Annotated in this window: 15 protein-coding genes; 2 read left to right on the plus strand and 13 right to left on the minus strand. The window is 33.1% G+C overall.

Annotated elements, in window-relative coordinates:
• Positions 1-639: 639 nt before the first annotated feature.
• On the minus strand, positions 640-933 hold the full coding sequence (locus ACRX5O_RS14125; RefSeq protein WP_433906539.1) for an HNH endonuclease: 294 nt from the start codon (positions 931-933) through the stop codon (positions 640-642).
• A complete protein-coding gene (locus ACRX5O_RS14130) occupies positions 926-1,588 on the minus strand; it encodes a hypothetical protein (protein ID WP_433906540.1) in 663 nt (220 codons plus the stop codon). The genes ACRX5O_RS14125 and ACRX5O_RS14130 overlap by 8 nt, the downstream gene beginning before the upstream one ends.
• 51 nt (positions 1,589-1,639) lie before the next feature.
• On the opposite strand from ACRX5O_RS14130, the gene ACRX5O_RS14135 reads away from it, so the two are divergent.
• Entirely contained in the window at positions 1,640-1,996 is a 357-nt protein-coding gene (locus ACRX5O_RS14135) for a helix-turn-helix domain-containing protein (protein WP_433906541.1), read from the plus strand.
• 200 nt (positions 1,997-2,196) lie between these two features.
• Here ACRX5O_RS14135 and ACRX5O_RS14140 read toward each other — a convergent pair whose 3' ends face one another.
• The 7 genes from ACRX5O_RS14140 to ACRX5O_RS14170 form a co-directional block, all read right to left on the minus strand.
• Positions 2,197-3,177 (minus strand): restriction endonuclease subunit S, encoded by a 981-nt coding sequence (locus tag ACRX5O_RS14140; protein ID WP_433906542.1) that lies wholly within the window; start codon positions 3,175-3,177, stop codon positions 2,197-2,199.
• The gene (locus ACRX5O_RS14145) at positions 3,167-5,143 is read right to left on the minus strand and encodes an HsdM family class I SAM-dependent methyltransferase (RefSeq protein ID WP_433906543.1); all 1,977 of its coding nucleotides are present in this window, start codon (positions 5,141-5,143) and stop codon (positions 3,167-3,169) included. Before ACRX5O_RS14145 ends, ACRX5O_RS14140 begins: the two co-directional genes overlap by 11 nt.
• A 342-nt stretch (positions 5,144-5,485) precedes the next feature.
• Positions 5,486-6,049, minus strand: coding sequence for a hypothetical protein (locus tag ACRX5O_RS14150; protein ID WP_433906544.1), 564 nt, complete (start codon positions 6,047-6,049; stop codon positions 5,486-5,488).
• Entirely contained in the window at positions 6,016-7,866 is a 1,851-nt protein-coding gene (locus ACRX5O_RS14155; protein WP_433906545.1) for a hypothetical protein, read from the minus strand. The genes ACRX5O_RS14150 and ACRX5O_RS14155 overlap by 34 nt, the downstream gene beginning before the upstream one ends.
• A gap of 38 nt (positions 7,867-7,904) precedes the next feature.
• Positions 7,905-10,307: a site-specific integrase gene (locus tag ACRX5O_RS14160; RefSeq protein WP_433906546.1), complete on the minus strand. Its 2,403-nt coding sequence runs from the start codon at positions 10,305-10,307 to the stop codon at positions 7,905-7,907.
• Entirely contained in the window at positions 10,300-11,655 is a 1,356-nt protein-coding gene (locus tag ACRX5O_RS14165) for a tyrosine-type recombinase/integrase (RefSeq protein WP_433906547.1), read from the minus strand. The genes ACRX5O_RS14160 and ACRX5O_RS14165 overlap by 8 nt, the downstream gene beginning before the upstream one ends.
• Positions 11,656-12,488: 833 nt before the next feature.
• A complete protein-coding gene (locus tag ACRX5O_RS14170; protein ID WP_433906649.1) occupies positions 12,489-13,031 on the minus strand; it encodes a DUF6944 family repetitive protein in 543 nt (180 codons plus the stop codon).
• A gap of 176 nt (positions 13,032-13,207) precedes the next feature.
• Here ACRX5O_RS14170 and ACRX5O_RS14175 point away from each other — a divergent pair, with 176 nt between their 5' ends.
• Positions 13,208-13,633 carry a YwpF-like family protein gene (locus ACRX5O_RS14175; protein ID WP_433906548.1) on the plus strand — a complete coding sequence of 142 codons (426 nt, stop codon included), beginning with the start codon at positions 13,208-13,210 and terminating at the stop codon, positions 13,631-13,633.
• A 226-nt stretch (positions 13,634-13,859) separates the two neighbouring features.
• Here ACRX5O_RS14175 and ACRX5O_RS14180 read toward each other — a convergent pair whose 3' ends face one another.
• From ACRX5O_RS14180 to ACRX5O_RS14195, 4 genes are all read right to left on the minus strand, one after another.
• Positions 13,860-14,135 carry a hypothetical protein gene (locus tag ACRX5O_RS14180; RefSeq protein ID WP_433906549.1) on the minus strand — a complete coding sequence of 92 codons (276 nt, stop codon included), beginning with the start codon at positions 14,133-14,135 and terminating at the stop codon, positions 13,860-13,862.
• Between the two features lie 47 nt (positions 14,136-14,182).
• Positions 14,183-14,881, minus strand: a complete 699-nt coding sequence (locus tag ACRX5O_RS14185; protein WP_433906550.1) for a polysaccharide deacetylase family protein — start codon at positions 14,879-14,881, stop codon at positions 14,183-14,185.
• A 49-nt stretch (positions 14,882-14,930) separates the two neighbouring features.
• Positions 14,931-15,365, minus strand: a complete 435-nt coding sequence (fabZ, locus tag ACRX5O_RS14190; RefSeq protein ID WP_119710220.1) for a 3-hydroxyacyl-ACP dehydratase FabZ — start codon at positions 15,363-15,365, stop codon at positions 14,931-14,933.
• 108 nt (positions 15,366-15,473) lie between these two features.
• Complete coding sequence (locus ACRX5O_RS14195) at positions 15,474-15,758, minus strand: DNA-directed RNA polymerase subunit beta (protein ID WP_433906551.1); 285 nt, start codon at positions 15,756-15,758, stop codon at positions 15,474-15,476.
• Positions 15,759-15,769: the final 11 nt, after the last annotated feature.

Raw genomic sequence — 15,769 nt, forward strand, 5'->3', positions numbered from 1 at the left:
CTATAATCCTAATAGGTAAAATTATACATGTTTTTCCCTGAATAATAAATATTTAACTATTCATTGTTAAAAAATATACATTATACCGAATTTTATATACGTTTTTTTTAAAATCATATTGTACTAAGTCTGCCACGAAATGATCGTGCCCATTTTTTCAAATTTGGAAGATATGTTCATTAAAATTTTTTTCATGTTCAAGTAAAGGGACAGGTTTGTTTATTGTTGATGTTTTATCAATGACTAGAATTCATCCTGCGGGAACTAAAAGGGCTTTTCCTCAGAGAACTTAGTGAGGATGATTTTGAAGATATTTATGAATTCAAGTCTGGTTGAAAGATTAGTTGAAGAAAAATAGACAATCTATTCACACACATCAAAAACTGGTGAGGAATTTATTTGGGGATAAATTGCATATTATTGGCTTTTTCCATTCAAAAAAACACTGCTATAAGCAGCGTTTTTTAAGTGCCAAATACAATTTATCAACTTTAAATGTTTTTTACCTTACCTTACCTTACCGCATCATACCGTACCTTACCGCACCTAACACGTACCACACCAAACCCGACCGCTTTGACCTGTCTCCTCAGCAATAGGAAGGTCACTCCTATTGAACAGAAAAATCTGTTTCGACTATTACTCATTCCATAAATGCTGTCTCCATTGAGGAGGAATTACTTTATCCTTAAGTGCTTTATAGATCATTTTCCTATGCCTTTGGTCCATTCTTAGTACATGACATTTTCTACAAAGAGTTCTTAAATTACTAATTTTATTTGTTCCTTTAATTCCACTTACTATATGATCAATATGACAATCTTTTAATGTTAATAATTTCTTGCAGTGGACACACGAGCAATTATCTCTCCTCCAAATAATTGGTCTTATTCTTTTTTTCCAAGTCTCTGAGGGAGTACGTTTTTTAGGCATATTTATTTTCCTCTTGATTTAGTTGTTCAAAACTTATTACTTCAAATCTTCCAAATCCAATTTTTCTTCCATCTCCAAGCCCTGCAAATGACCCTGCTTCAATGCATATTGAATGTAGTTGTTCTGGACTTATTAACGTACTATCCCACTTAACCACAAATTCTGTTTCCCATCCCTTTTGCGTAGCAAGTCTGTAACGAATGTTCTTTACACCTCTTCTAGATACAGGTCTTACATCTATGTAAACTTCATCATTGCTATCAGTTGTAATATTACTTTGGGATATAACATACCTATCCAATAATATCTTCTCAGAAATTACTTGTACTGTTGCAGCAACATCACTTTCCAGAGAGCCTCTAGATTTTGGTATATATTTTCCTCCAGCTCTTAAACAAGAGAATATATAGTTTGGCTCTATATATAGCTGACCTTCTTCAGTAACCCTGTAGGAGCTTTTCCACTCTTCAGGATTATTTCCAGCTACCCCTCCTTTTGTTGTTCTTTTTAATGGTATTCGTTCTATAGAAAAATTATTAAATAAAAATGGCCTTGTCCCTTTTATCTTTACTTTTGCAATTGAATTCATCATTAAAACACCCCTCAAAAAAATACTTATAAGTATCTTTTCCAAAAATATTTCTATTTTATGCATCTTAACTAAAAAATTCCCCTTTCTTAGTCTATAGAGAGGGGTGATTCTCTAGTGTCAAATATATTAGATTTGATTGGTAAAAGAGTTAGAACTATTAGAAAACTAAAAGGTTTAACACAAGAACAACTTGCAGAAAAGACTGGATTGCAAGAGACTTACATCGGAGGTATTGAAAGAGGAGAAAGAAACATTTCTTTAGAAACTCTAGAAAAAATCAGCATTGGTTTAGAAATAACACCTGGTTTCTTATTTCAACACAATTCTATTGATTTTGAAAAAGAAAAGAATAAGAAGGAGTTTTTAACTGACCTTTGTTATTCTCTGCAATGTATGAGTATCGATGAATTAATGTTAATAAGTAAAATTATTAACTCCGTGACAGATTACACCAACACAAACCTTAAATAGGAATTTCAAGCTATGAAGTAACCAAAATTCAAAGGTTTGGTTTTAAAATTTTGATTATGTAAGTACTCTTCATTCTTCATGCAATCTACCTATTATGTTTTTTGCCCCACATCATATTCAAATTTAATAGTAAAAAAAGTAAAATAAACTGCCTCTCGTATTAATAATATAAGAGGCAGTTCACATTTCAATTTGGTTGTTTATTTCAATAAATTGGAATAACCTATTTTAGACATAAACTGTTCTATATATTCCCAATCAGGTTTATCTCCTTTAGCCGGCATTTTTATAACCATATTTCTCATGCGACTTTCACTAAGCTTATAACCGTACGGATATTTTTTCTTATTTTCATAAATTAAAGCTTTTAAAAAGAGATATTTTAATTTTGTTGGATTATCTTCATCTCGGATCTTTATACGTTTCACGTCATCAGAGAATAAAGAACCTTCTTCATGATAGAAGGAATCTGCTATTGAACCATTATAGTTAACTCCCAGTACTTTAGAATCATAGCTATCATTCATATTACTCACCCAAGAAGTAATCCCATGGTTGCGTGAACTAGCACCTACAAATGGAATACCTCCAGGAATCATATCTGCTTTTGTAAGTCGTCTACCAGGTAAAATATTCACCACTGCTCCAAGTGTAAATTCTTCCCATTTCGATATATCAAATGAAGTTATTGTAGAGCGCTTATTGATTTTTTTAAATGAAATATTGGCTTTAATTCCAGAAATCTTTTTATTCATATAATCCCAATCGATTGTATTGGAATTGTTAATTGGTAATAGGATTTTTTCTTTACGCAATCTTTTATTACTAATTTCACGCCCAAAATTATATTTTGATTTCATAGCTTCTAAAATAGGTTTCATATATAAAAAAATATTGCGAGTAAGTATTTTGTCTTTTAATTCGAGGACAGTTACATGATCGGAAGCTATAAATTTATAAGGATGATAAAACGCATAACCGACAGAACCAGAATTAGAAAGAGTTATCGCATTTGAATATATTGGCCAGTCCTCAGGGGGTGTCACATAACTATCGATACCATTCTTCAACTTTGTTGAACTTATATAAGGTATCTCTCCAGCTACATGATCAAATTTTTTTAAACGATCTCCTCGATAAATGTTAAAAACTTTAGTAATAGGTACCAATTCATTCTTCATTTTCATTATCTTCTTCCATTGATTCATTAACTTCTTCTAATTCATTATCATCTTCCATTGAATAGTAATCCGATAAAATTGAAAGTAATTCTACTTCATCAATATCTTTTTCCAACAAATCAAGCTCTTTTCTCGCTTCAAAGATTAATTGTTCTTTTATTGCATTTTCGAAACTATTTTCATTTAAATTACTATAATCTGTAGTTGCAAAAGCTTGTAATAACCATTCATCTCCGTTTTTTAGTTTAGTTTTTAAACATGTAATATTATCTGCATATTCTTCGATATTCTCTAATTTATTGAATAATTCTTCCTTTATCTCTGGCCAACGATTAAAAATATCTGTTCTTCCTTTATTTTTCGAAAGAACAAATCCATCTTCTGCTAAATCAACCATAATTGTTTCTTTATTACCTTGAGGTTCTCCAACTCTAAATACGCTTATAGCTGTTATTGTAGCTGCGTTTGGTTGAAATAAATCTGCTGGCATATTTATAACATACTTCAATGTATGTTGAGATAAAATTCCATTTCGAATAGTCTCGTCTTTAAAATAAGTTGATAATGGTGCAATCATTACTACATAATCACTAACTGACTCCAATAATAGCTTTAAGAATGAAATTTCTTTTGGTGTAGGATCACTTGCAGTCTCTTTACCTCCGTATGGAGGATTTACAAACCCAATGTTAGGCTTTATTCCCTCTTGCGCCAGCCTACGTAGAGTCTGCTTTGCTTCTTCACTAAATGAATCCAAATTATACAGTTGAGATTTACCATCATGTCTGAATAGCATGTTGGAAATACTTAATGTATACATTGTTGCATTTATTTCAAAACCAATAAGCTGTTTTTGTTTAACATTTTGGATCTTTTTTTGTTTATCAGGTAAATTTGAGCCTTCAATTTTATTAATAAGTGCATTCATACCTGCAATTAAAAAAGCCCCACTACCTGCTGCTGGGTCAAATATTACATCTGTGGGTCTTAATGGTACTAACTCTGTAAATAATTGAGTAATATGGGCCGGTGTCAAAACAATACCATTTTTTACATTGGATATACCCGCATATCTTAAGAATTCTGAATAGAAGCTCCCCATAATATCATAATTAGAAGATGTATCAAAATATGGTATTACCTCATCTCGAAGTTCTTTTAGAATATCTCTTAAAATATTATTTGATCTTAAATCCAACTGAGTTTCTAAAAATGTAATTTGATTAAGTATTACATTCATCTTTTCTTCAGGAATATTTTCTGACCTTAAGACCTCACGTACACGATTCGGTAGTTTTGTAATAATTTCTCCACCTGAATTACTCTCGAATTCACGTATGAAGCTATTATGACTATTGGCGATTTCGAAAAGTGCAATCATTAGAGCTGATAACAAAATAGGTCGTTTTTGCGAATCGATGCTACGCAACATTTTATTGATTTTCTTAGATGATGAACCTATTCTTTCAATCATTTCTTCTTCATTAACATTTGTGAATAACTTTAAGTAATCTTTTTCATCTAAAAATGAATTAATTTGTGGAATTAATTCTATTTCACCATCTTTAACTATGAATGTAGAAATTTTATGATTATATGTATCTTCAATGTCACCAGATACAGCTATACCAACAATTTTCCAAGATGCGAATATAGGATTAGCCATAAATAATGATAGGTACCATTTTAATCCATCTACAGCATATCGTTCAGGCATATCGGGAACATCTGGATCTGATTGATGAGAAGTTACATTTGTTTTATCTTCTACTAATATTAATAAATGTTCAACTTCATTAACGTAAACTTGATCAGGATACCCTGGCTCACCAGTTTTTCTTTTAGAAGCTGTTCGTAATACAGATTTTATATCTTCGTGAACAGTTGCACGTGACCATTGTTTTTGAAACGATTTCCTATTTAAAGCTAATAAAATCTGAGCATCAATAATATCTTTCATTGACATAGACATGTTCATCCTTTACCGAGAATTTTAAGTTTATTATATCAAAATAAATCATTTAGAATAAGGCCATACCCATTTTTATTGTGCCTATTACAAGGAGATACAAGTTGATTAATTGATGATTAGAGACGGAACTTTGAAACACAGGTTGTCCAACTGGAACATGTTTGTAACTTTCAGTGTGGATAAGGTCTTAGGAGAAATTATTTTTAACCAGCTTTAATTCCTTAATTTGATCTTTTGAATCACACAGTACAGTTATGGGATTCTTAATGGTTCCATAATCTCACTATATTCTTTATATTTAAAAGTAAATTACTTAAGATTTTTGGAGGTAAAAATTTATTGATTATTGAATAACACAACTTTATTCGGATTTTGTTCGTTTAAAACCCTCCTTAGCTTTATATTTTCTTCTTCAAGTTTCTGAACATCCTTTTGCCTTGATTCCATCTGAAGGATAAGTCGTTTATTTTGTGCTTCCAACATTTCAAATCGTAACTTCAATTCAAAAGAATCAACTGTTTGTTGTCTTAATCCATCTATATAGGTTTCAAGTTCTCGCTTTTCACTTTTTAGTCTTTCAAACTTTTTGACGTTTAGAACATCTTTTTTTTCTATTTCTAAAATACGCTTTTCTATGTAATGTTTTAAAGTATTAGTATTTAAATTAATCTGGCTCCTTGGAACTTTTGCGCCTGTTGAAACTGACGATATAGATAGTTTACTGCATTCTCTTATTTGTTCACTCAATTGTTTTTGACCCATACAAAATTCATGTAGAAATTTTTCTATCTGAATTAACTGTTTTTGAATAGTTAAACTACTGATTTGTCTCAATTCACCAATTCCAAATTTAATAGTATTTTTCCCTACACACTCTTCAATGTTAATGCGGATTCCCATGTTGAAACCTCCTTACTAATTTCATCTAGATTGGATATAATGACTTCTAATTGTGGAAAAGAAGAGAGGAAGGATTCTTCGCCTTCACCTTTCACCTTAGTAAGGATTAACTCATATTCCGGTAAAAAACGGTTCTGATAAAATTTCTTTAAAGCAATAAATTCATTTTCATAATCTAGTTGATACTTTGAATCTTGTTGGACTAGCAGCTTATTATGTTGAACTATTTTAGCTTTGTCTAAAAACCGTTTATATGTAAAATCAAAGGATTCAATATTAGGAATAGTCGGGCTAAGATAATACCATTTTTCAAAGGTGGCAAGACGATATTGACGCTCACATAATATCCCAAGATGTTTTGTACAGACTCCTACTACCGTTTCCCTTAAGGGATTATATTTTAAGGTATTTATGATTTCCTCTATATCCTTAAAAATATTGAGTCTTTTTTTTCTAAGAAATTTATTCATTTCCTCATATGCTTTTTGCAAGTTGGGTTCTAATAGTTCATTTGTTATAAAATCATTTCGATTTTTAGAATCTAACCCTAACGAATCTCCATCTGATGATGCTCGTTTGTATAATGTTTCTTTTATTATTTCATCATCTCGAAAATAGTGTTTAGTCATTTCTTCATCAAGGTGATTCATATGTTCCCGAATCCATTGCAAACTAACTTTATCCTTTAGAACATTGGCAACAGCGACCCGAAATTGATGAGCATTCAAAGTGAAAAAATAACTATCGATTGACTTGTTCGGAAAATTTTTTCCACTTATTTGCATCATTAAGAAAGATCCTACTTTCTGATAATGGACTTGAGTTCGTTCATAATCCTTTAAACCTTCGAACAGTTCCTGATGTCTATAAAAAAACAAATCAAACATATTTTCAAAGGATGTATTACTATACAGTTTACCCTTCCTACTAAGATATAGGTAATTGGTTTTTCCTATTATTCTTCTTTCTTTTGATAATTCTTCAAGGGTTTTATAAGCTTTTATAGTATTACGAAAAGCAATCGTTGTAGTCCAACGACCGTTTTTCTTACCAGTTGTTTTGTAAGTGAAATATTCAAGAATATAAGCTTTTTCATTTTTGTTCAGGATTGCTATATCTTTTAATTTGTTTGCTTCTAATAACTTAAGCTCTCCTTTTCTGATTCCAGTATGGGATAGAATCACAATTAAACAAGCCATCATTCTGTCTTTAATTGAAAGACGCTGATCATCCATGTCTTTTAGGGCAGTCTCCACAACTTTGTTAAAGATTCTCTTAGGAATGTTAGGTGTTTTATTTTGAAGCATTTCAGCCTTTATTTCTGCCCAGGAGATGCTGTGAAGGATATCTTGATATTGCGATAAGTCAATTTCATACCCTGCTATTTCGACCTCTTTAAGAAGCTTTCCTATTGCACCAAGTTTATTTGCCAAAGTTAGCTTCGTTCTACCTTTTTTCTTAAATTCTTCAATATATTCCTCAATGATTTCAGGTGTTAAAAACCTTAATTCATACATATATTTTTCTTTCTCTAAAAACCTCATAAAGCTATTTATATGTAAGCAATCTTTTTTTACAGAGATGCTTCTATTACCCACAAAGAACATTTCTCTAAGGGCAACTTTTTTTGATAGCACTCGGAAAGTTTTCGATTCAACACTTGAAAAATTAATTACCACATTCCTATGTAAAACATCGGAAAAATCCCATGTGTTATCAGAAAATCTTATGGTTGTTGTAATATAAAGAGGTGGTTCATCAATATAATCCCCTTTTACATAGTATTCTTGTCCTACTATCCAACCCGCATTATTCAATTCCCAATCAATTACTTCTTTTTCCGTGGGAGTTATTGTCATACTGTCTCCTCCATAACGTTATACATTTCAGTTAGGTAACTACCATATAGCTCAATTAATCCGCTATAAAAATTTCTTTCAACAGCAGACGTTGCAACCTCTTTTTTGTTCATATATATCCTCATTCGTTGTTCAAAAAAAGGACTTCTTTCAACGGTTGTTACGAACTTTTTACATGTAAGGCATTTATAAAAACTGTCCTCATCTGTATCAATTTTTACACATGATTCACTAGCACAATTACCAGCACCATCTTGGACAGGAGGGAGGTTGTCAACAGATTCTATATCAACGATAGAGCCTGGTATTTCACCATCCAGGATAGAGACCTCATAAAGAGCTTCTACATAGCGTTTTGTTTTTTCCCTTTTTCGATAATGTTTTGCAGCAACAACTGCTGAGTTTCCTGTAATAACCCCAACCTCTGTCGTTGAAACGAGTCCATCCTCAACCATTTGCCAGGCCTTATCAATATAGGTGTCTCTCAAATTATAAGGTGTGTAGTTAGATTGTATTTCCCCTTGGTCAAAGAAATTCTTCGCCATTGTTGTAAATGCTTTTTTAAATGGATTTTTTGCTGCTATAACTTGATTTTTATAACGGTAGTGGGTACAAAGAAAAATATATTTTTTTAGAGATTTTTCTGACATTTCATATAAAGGTTGAGTTATTTTTATCGCTTTTTGTAACAATCTTATATGTTCCATCAAGAGAACCTCTGATCTCTTTTTTCTACCTGATGTTTTTACGAAATATTGAATAGTTCCAAATTCCCCACCCTTATCGATTGAAAGAATACAATCTCTTTCTAGCGCTAAAATTTCACCGGGGCGCATTTTTGTTTCTACGGCCAACTGTAAAATTATTAACATTATTTGATTTTCATCATTATATTTTCTCTGAAATCCCTTTTGTATTTTTTTGAAATCTTCAAAAGGGATTGGATTTCCACCTTTATCATCCACATTAAATGTATTAAATTGTTCCATTAAAATATCGGGAATGTAAAATTTTCGTTGAATGTGCCTCATAAACTTTCTAATAAGCTTGATATAGCCATTTATCGTTTTTTCTGTATATTTATTATTGGACAAGAGATTTGCATAATAGAAATTTAGAAATCTACTTGAAAATGGCTTCAAATCATCTATCAATGCATTATTTAATTGTTTGACCTGTAGCTCTTGTTGATAGTAAGTGTCAGCTTGGTTCAGAAAATCTACGGCTACCTGAAAATGGTTAGGCGTATTAATATATAATGAATCCAATTTCCAAATATAATCTTTTAAAACATTTCTAAATTCAATGTTATGAACTAATTCAAAATTAATAAAAAAGTTTATGGAGTTTGAGATATGAGTACCATGCTTATTATCATCTGCAACAACAAACCATTTATCCGATTCAGGATAGTTTCCCAATGAATTAAGGTTAACTATCTCATAGCCCTCTACTACGCTGGTTAAGTAGTTTTTATGAATAATAAGATCTCTATTGAATGATAATGAATCGAATAGCCTAACACCATTTTTTTCCAAATAGAGGTCATCAATATATCTATAAAATTTAATTAAAAATTGCCGGTAATAGACACGCGAAGAAGGATCATAGGATTCCACGAACGAATCAATATAATTTAATTGTTTTTTAAACGCTTGTTCATTAAAGTCTTCAAATTTATTAATTTCTTGACCTCCTAAGCTATCCTCAAAAATGGTAACCATGACCCTGTTATAAACATTATTTAGTTTCCTTTTAGGTAAAATGTCTAGGAAGGATTTCATTGTTTTTATTAAAAATTGACTATGGGCTGGTAAATAAAAGTTGGCAGTAATCAGACTACCATCATTAATAACATATTCCACCTGAATAATGTGTTCTTCCCTTGAATCAATAGGAAAATTAGTGCGAATACAATTATTTATGTAAGGAGTGTTATTTTGTTTGCCTTTAGTCTTTTTAAATTCTTCGGATAAAAAAAGATTTCTATTGATCGAAATAAAAGATTTAACTTGTAAGTTAGTTATTATATTAGAATCCATTGCATGCAGATAAAAACTCCGTGACATTTCCCTTAAAGGTGAATCGAATCTATTGCTCCTCCCCCCTGGTATTTCATGAATAATCCTACAGTAATTTGCCCAAGTCAAGTGCTCTTGTTTAAGGATAAACTTTTCCAAAATGCCAATAAAATGATTTATAAGTGAAATTTTTACATTATCAAATCTATTTTTGGGATACATTATAAAAGGTCTTTGTGACAAAATATTCTGCATGTCACTTGTTTGTAACCATTCCAACAAAAAACTTTTTATTATATTATCAGATTCAAATTTTTCTATATTTTTATTAATAGCTTCGAGTTCTTTTTTATTGTAAAAGTTGTTTGTTCTATTCATTGTAATAAGACCTTTCTTTGTTCTTCATTAAAAGTTCTACCTTATCATCGTCGTCTGGATTAAAATATGCTTTACAGCTATCTGGATGTTGATGACGAAGTGCTTTTTGAAGTTCATATTCATGTGAACCCTGTTTTACAAGTTTCATAGCAAAAGCGTGGCGGAATCTATGACTTAAGTTTATTTCCTTTTTATCCCTATCCATTGAAATTCCTGCACTGCTAAAAATTTTCCGAAGAACGTAATTCCAACCTGCCTGAGATAAGGGGGTATAATGTTGTTGGTTTAAGAAAATATATTGGTTCTGATTATTCAAAATAGGGTTTGCGCTAACCTTATCCGCAGTTGCCTTACTATTCAAATTTTCTCTTTTTTTAAAACTTCTGCTTAATACAGCGTTATCTCTTGATTCATCAACATATTCTTGGATAAGTTCCGCCATATCTTCATCAATAAAAACTACTTGGTATCCAAGACCATTACCTTCAGTATTGTAGCTGCGACTTTTATAATCATCTACGGTTTCAGGAACAAGAACTCCCTTAGCCCTCTGTGTAGGCTTGTCGGAAACTCTATTTCGAATGATAAGTTTATAATGTTCCATATTGATTTGCTCAATATCTTCAAATGTAACGCCTAAAACCTCTCCTAAACGAAGTCCATAATCATACATCAAGTTGATAATAGCCTTTTCACGCGAACCGTAACTTTCCTCTACGATTTCCATGATTTTTTCATACTCGTAAGTTCTTATGTATCTGGGAACCGATATACCTGGGTGGCCTACTATTTTATTTTCCACGTATCGTTCGTGTGTCTCTTTCTTTGTATGTGCAAAAAAACCCTTACTATTTGATACTCCAGTTTTAATAGTGGCAAATAAGGTGGTGGTTGAGAAACCATACAATTTATATAAAAAATCCCTGTACACATTTAAATAGTGGTTGAATGTTTGATTATCTCGTCTAACTTGAAAGTCTAAACCCCATATTTGACCTTCTTTTTTTCCACCCTCCAAAAACAACCGAAGATCTTTGATATCATCATCTGTTAAATCTGTGGGATTTTTAATATGTACTAGTTCCAGAAAGGAAAAGAAAATCTTTAAAGCAGAGAAGGCTCTTTCTCTTTTTTTATACTTTGCCTTACCAATCACTTTGTTTAAATATATATTTGCATCCTTGATTAAGTTCCCATTAATATCACTAACAATAAAATATGTCATTTTACTTTCTGTTGACTCCTTTATAAAACCAATTGCTCCAAACCTTTGAATAAGTTCATTATTGCTATCATAGCGTTTATACACAGTTCCTAATGCTGTTTGTTTTTCCCTAATAACACCCATATTGATTTCCCCCTAAATTAAAGTCCAACGATGCCCAGTTTGTGGGGATGGCTTACTATTGCTCATTAGCAAGTTAGTAGGCTTTCACTCCACCTTCAGCTACTTCCATCTTCGTAGCAATGTATCAATTACCATCTTGTACCTTTGTTATTTTAGTTCCTATGCTTGAGATAACCCTATAACGATTTCTCTTTTTCTTTTCATCCTATCAAGACTTTCTAATTTTTCTGTGAAATTCCACGATAGAGTTACAATCTCCCCCATGTTAATTCCCCAACTAAATTGTTTATATTTTTTAGGCTAAAAAGCAAAAAACGACCACAAGCAAATATGTGTAAGATGTTTACCTTACTCATACGCTTGGGTCGTTCCCATTAGTTAAATGAAATTGTCGATTCTTGCTTTCCTTTTTTAAAAATATATAACACATCAATTGGAAAAGTAAACAATATTTTTTTAGAAATTGATTACCTTACCCATATCTTGTTTGAAATCCTATTATTAAATAAGTCTAATAACCTTAGACAGTATTTCACTTATCATAAGTATAAAATATATTAAATAAATTTACAACATATTCCTGTATCTTTGTTCAAGTTATTGGCTTCTCATAACCTACCAACGTCACTTGATTTATCATCTGTCATCTCCTCTCCAATTGATGCTCTTATCATAATCGGAATAGAAGGCCTATGTAAAATAGTCTTAGTTCTATTTTCCTATTTATTTCCCGTGAACTTTCCATCATTTCCTTAGACAAAAATGCAATTTTATCCCATGAACACCCCTCCAAATTACGATTTTCAACTTCTCAAAAGTTTTTTTCGACAAAACTATTTGTTAATAGCATAAGCAACGAGGAGTGTCCCTGCGAATTCAATCCAACCGCCTGCAAAAAGAAGAATTCGTTTTTGTTTCTCCTTTTCTTCAGGAGTTAGTACACCGATTGAATCGAGCATCGTCCCAATGGTAATCAGACTAAGTCCAACCACCTCTAAGTTAGGTGACGTCCCTTCTTCCACTTGGGCGACACCAGTCGCTTCTAACGACGCACCCATCGATTGGATGGTGCTTCCTAAGGAATTGAATCTTGTATTCTCTAAAGAAGGACTTTCTATTTCCACATCTGTGGCCAAACTATTAATGGTATTTCCACTGGCCTGCACAAAGGTTCCTACCATCCCAAGGACATACCTCTCTTCCTCAGGCTGATCCAAGAGCTTTAACCGGCCCACTCCTTGCAACGTATTCCCGACCGCTTGTACCGCATTGCCGTCACGCACGAGCTTCTTATTGATTTCTTCAACTGGATGAGCCCCCGTTTCCCCAACTGCCGAAATGAAGGCACCTATCGCCAGTAAATTAGCCCCGACCACAATCAATTCGTCTCCCTCTAAATACAAAGAAATCACCTCTAAACTAGCTCATGCTCTATCTTATTCAAAGGGCTTTTCCATGACTATTTTGAGTGGATTTTTTCAAAAGTGAGCAGAATTCGCTTTCATCTCTGCATATGTTATAATTTAGGAAAGCTTGTTCGGGAGGTATCAAAATGAAAACGTTCAAATTGATTTCTTTACAAATCATTGACGACAGTGAAGCACAAGATATTACTCTCCATGACGGACTAATTATCAACAAAGAGGACGAAAGAAACAGATGGCTGATTGAAGCGTATGTCGATGCTAACTATCATGATTTTTTTACAAGGCTTCTTGAGTCAGAAAAAGAGACACCAGCGCAAGTTGTCATATCCAAAAAGGAAAACGATCCTGCTAGCTTTACAACAAGAGTTCTTGCCGTGAAAAAAATCGATGGGCGCCTTTCCGTTTTATTTGAAGGCTTTTTAAAAAGATCGAAAAATTATGCAGAGCTACTTTTAAGTGATCTGATTGAAAAAGGATTAAGCGGGGAAGAGCTATTAAGCGCATTCCGAGAAAAAATGATGACCAAACCAAAATTAACTTCCACCAAATAAGAAAACGTCAACGAGCAAATGCTTGTTGACGTTTCGCTTATTATTTTCTTATTTTATCAAACAGAGACTGAAATCCATATAAAAAGAATGCTTTAAAAAAGAAGTAGAGAAAAAATTGAAAGTGATTGATGTTCTTCAATCTTGCCACATTTAAGCGTTCCAAATACCGAACCACGATAAAAGCAAAAAATGCATTTACCCCTGCATTGAGTAACAGGAACTTTTTTTAGTTTCCATACGTCCACTTTAATATCCACATGGAAGCTACGATAAACGGGCCAATATTAAAGGACATTTCGCCTGACATATACGATTTTGGTTGATTATAAAAAACCCACCATTTTCTCTTTTTTGCATACAACACACTGAAGGCTTCGAAGACTACTGCAAAAAATGATGCAGGCATGAATCTCTTTATATTTTGTTTTCCTAAAAATAAGGCCGTAGTCCAAGAGACAATCACCATGATCACATTAACTGTCCATTGCTGTCTCAATTTCATGATTAGAAACTCCTTTTTTCCTTAGAGTTTCCTACTTACCATGTTTTTCATTCATACTGTAGAAGCTCAGAAACCGTCACAAAGGTGTAACCTTTCTTTTTAAGCGCTTCAATGGTTGGTGCTACAGAATCCAAGGATTTCGTCCGACTTTCGTACATTACATGCAGCAAAATAATCGAACCAGGCTCAATACGGGTAACAATGTCATCCGTTATTTTCTCAGAATCTGCTGCAATGTCTGGATCTGTCTCTGGCTCAATATTCCACAGAATCGTTGGTCGATCATGCTTATTCAAGTAATAAGGGAGGAAAAAAAGCTTTTTCCCGTAAGGAGGTCGAAACGTAATCTCCCCTTTGTATCCAGCCGTCCGAATCCATTCATCGGTTGATTCTATTTCGTTTTTAATAAAGCTTGGTGATTTTAACACCATCCGTTGATGAGAATACGTATGGTTGCCTATTTCATGACCGGCTTGAACGAGCTTTTTTGCCTCTTCCACATTTTCTTCGATTTCTCTACCTGTTAAATAGAAGGTCGCTTTTACCTCTTCTTTCTGTAAAATAGACAGGATCTCATCTGTATGAACCCCTGGTCCATCATCAAAGGATAATGCGACGACTTTTTCTTCTGTCTCTACTTTTTCTACAATGCCTCCAAAAAATTGAAAGCTTCGAGATTTGGATACTTGAAATAAAGAATAACTCACCGCTATGAGTACGATTAAAACGATCAAAAGCTTTTTCATATATCCTCCAAAAAAATAGACCAAATCCTATGATTCGGCCTAATTTAATCTATTCCTTTTTGTCTCCAAGACCAAACATAATTTCCACTTCACACACAAGTTCGCCTTCTACCGTAGCAACTGCCTTCCCTTTGCCGAAGGTGCCGCGTACTCTTGTCATTTCTACTTCTAATCGAAGTTGATCGCCAGGTACGACTTGACGCTTAAAGCGACAGTTATCAATTCCTGCAAAAAATGCCAGACGACCTTTATTTTCTTCTTTAACGAGCATCGCAACCGCTCCAACCTGCGCAAGAGCTTCTACAATTAAAACACCTGGCATAACAGGAAACTCAGGAAAATGTCCGTTGAAAAACTCTTCGTTCGCTGTCACATTTTTAATACCGATCGCGCGCTTTCCTTCTTCTAGCTCTAAAATACGATCCACTAGCAAGAATGGATAACGATGCGGAATGATTTCTTTAATTTGTTCTATATTCAACATGAGAATTAGTACCTCCTACTAATACTAGGTTTTATATATTCTATTGTAGCGGAAAGCCACTAGGAAAAGCAAACAAAAAAAGCAGTCAAACACATGACTGCTTTCTGCTTATTTATCACTATTCACCAATTCAACGATATGCGTCCACGTTGATTTGTCAAACACATCCTTGGGTTTGCCATTACCCATGACGCTGTATCCGACCATTGCACCAGATACGGTACTAACAATAAGTAGAATGGCAACGATGATAACCCGAAGCCAGATCGGAATCAGACGAATGCGAATTCGCTTTCGGCCTTCCTTCAGCGCTTTCTCCTTTTCTTCTCTGCGTTCCTTTTTTCGCTGCTCGCGTAAGGAAACAGCTTCCTGGTTACTATTGTTTACAGCCATGGTTGATTCCC

This window comes from Robertmurraya mesotrionivorans, from assembly GCF_050971805.1.
GTDB lineage: Bacteria > Bacillota > Bacilli > Bacillales > Cytobacillaceae > Robertmurraya_A.

Bases quoted from the DNA above. Each gene is read 5' to 3' on its own strand.
- ACRX5O_RS14125 (WP_433906539.1), bottom strand. From the start codon at position 933: ATGCCTAAAAAACGTACTCCCTCAGAGACTTGGAAAAAAAGAATAAGA.
- ACRX5O_RS14130 (WP_433906540.1), bottom strand. From the start codon at position 1,588: ATGCATAAAATAGAAATATTTTTGGAAAAGATACTTATAAGTATTTTT.
- ACRX5O_RS14140 (WP_433906542.1), bottom strand. From the start codon at position 3,177: ATGAAGAATGAATTGGTACCTATTACTAAAGTTTTTAACATTTATCGA.
- ACRX5O_RS14145 (WP_433906543.1), bottom strand. From the start codon at position 5,143: ATGTCAATGAAAGATATTATTGATGCTCAGATTTTATTAGCTTTAAAT.
- ACRX5O_RS14150 (WP_433906544.1), bottom strand. From the start codon at position 6,049: ATGGGAATCCGCATTAACATTGAAGAGTGTGTAGGGAAAAATACTATT.
- ACRX5O_RS14160 (WP_433906546.1), bottom strand. From the start codon at position 10,307: ATGAATAGAACAAACAACTTTTACAATAAAAAAGAACTCGAAGCTATT.
- ACRX5O_RS14165 (WP_433906547.1), bottom strand. From the start codon at position 11,655: ATGGGTGTTATTAGGGAAAAACAAACAGCATTAGGAACTGTGTATAAA.
- ACRX5O_RS14175 (WP_433906548.1), top strand. From the start codon at position 13,208: ATGAAAACGTTCAAATTGATTTCTTTACAAATCATTGACGACAGTGAA.
- ACRX5O_RS14180 (WP_433906549.1), bottom strand. From the start codon at position 14,135: ATGAAATTGAGACAGCAATGGACAGTTAATGTGATCATGGTGATTGTC.
- ACRX5O_RS14185 (WP_433906550.1), bottom strand. From the start codon at position 14,881: ATGAAAAAGCTTTTGATCGTTTTAATCGTACTCATAGCGGTGAGTTAT.
- fabZ (WP_119710220.1), bottom strand. From the start codon at position 15,365: ATGTTGAATATAGAACAAATTAAAGAAATCATTCCGCATCGTTATCCA.
- ACRX5O_RS14195 (WP_433906551.1), bottom strand. From the start codon at position 15,758: ATGGCTGTAAACAATAGTAACCAGGAAGCTGTTTCCTTACGCGAGCAG.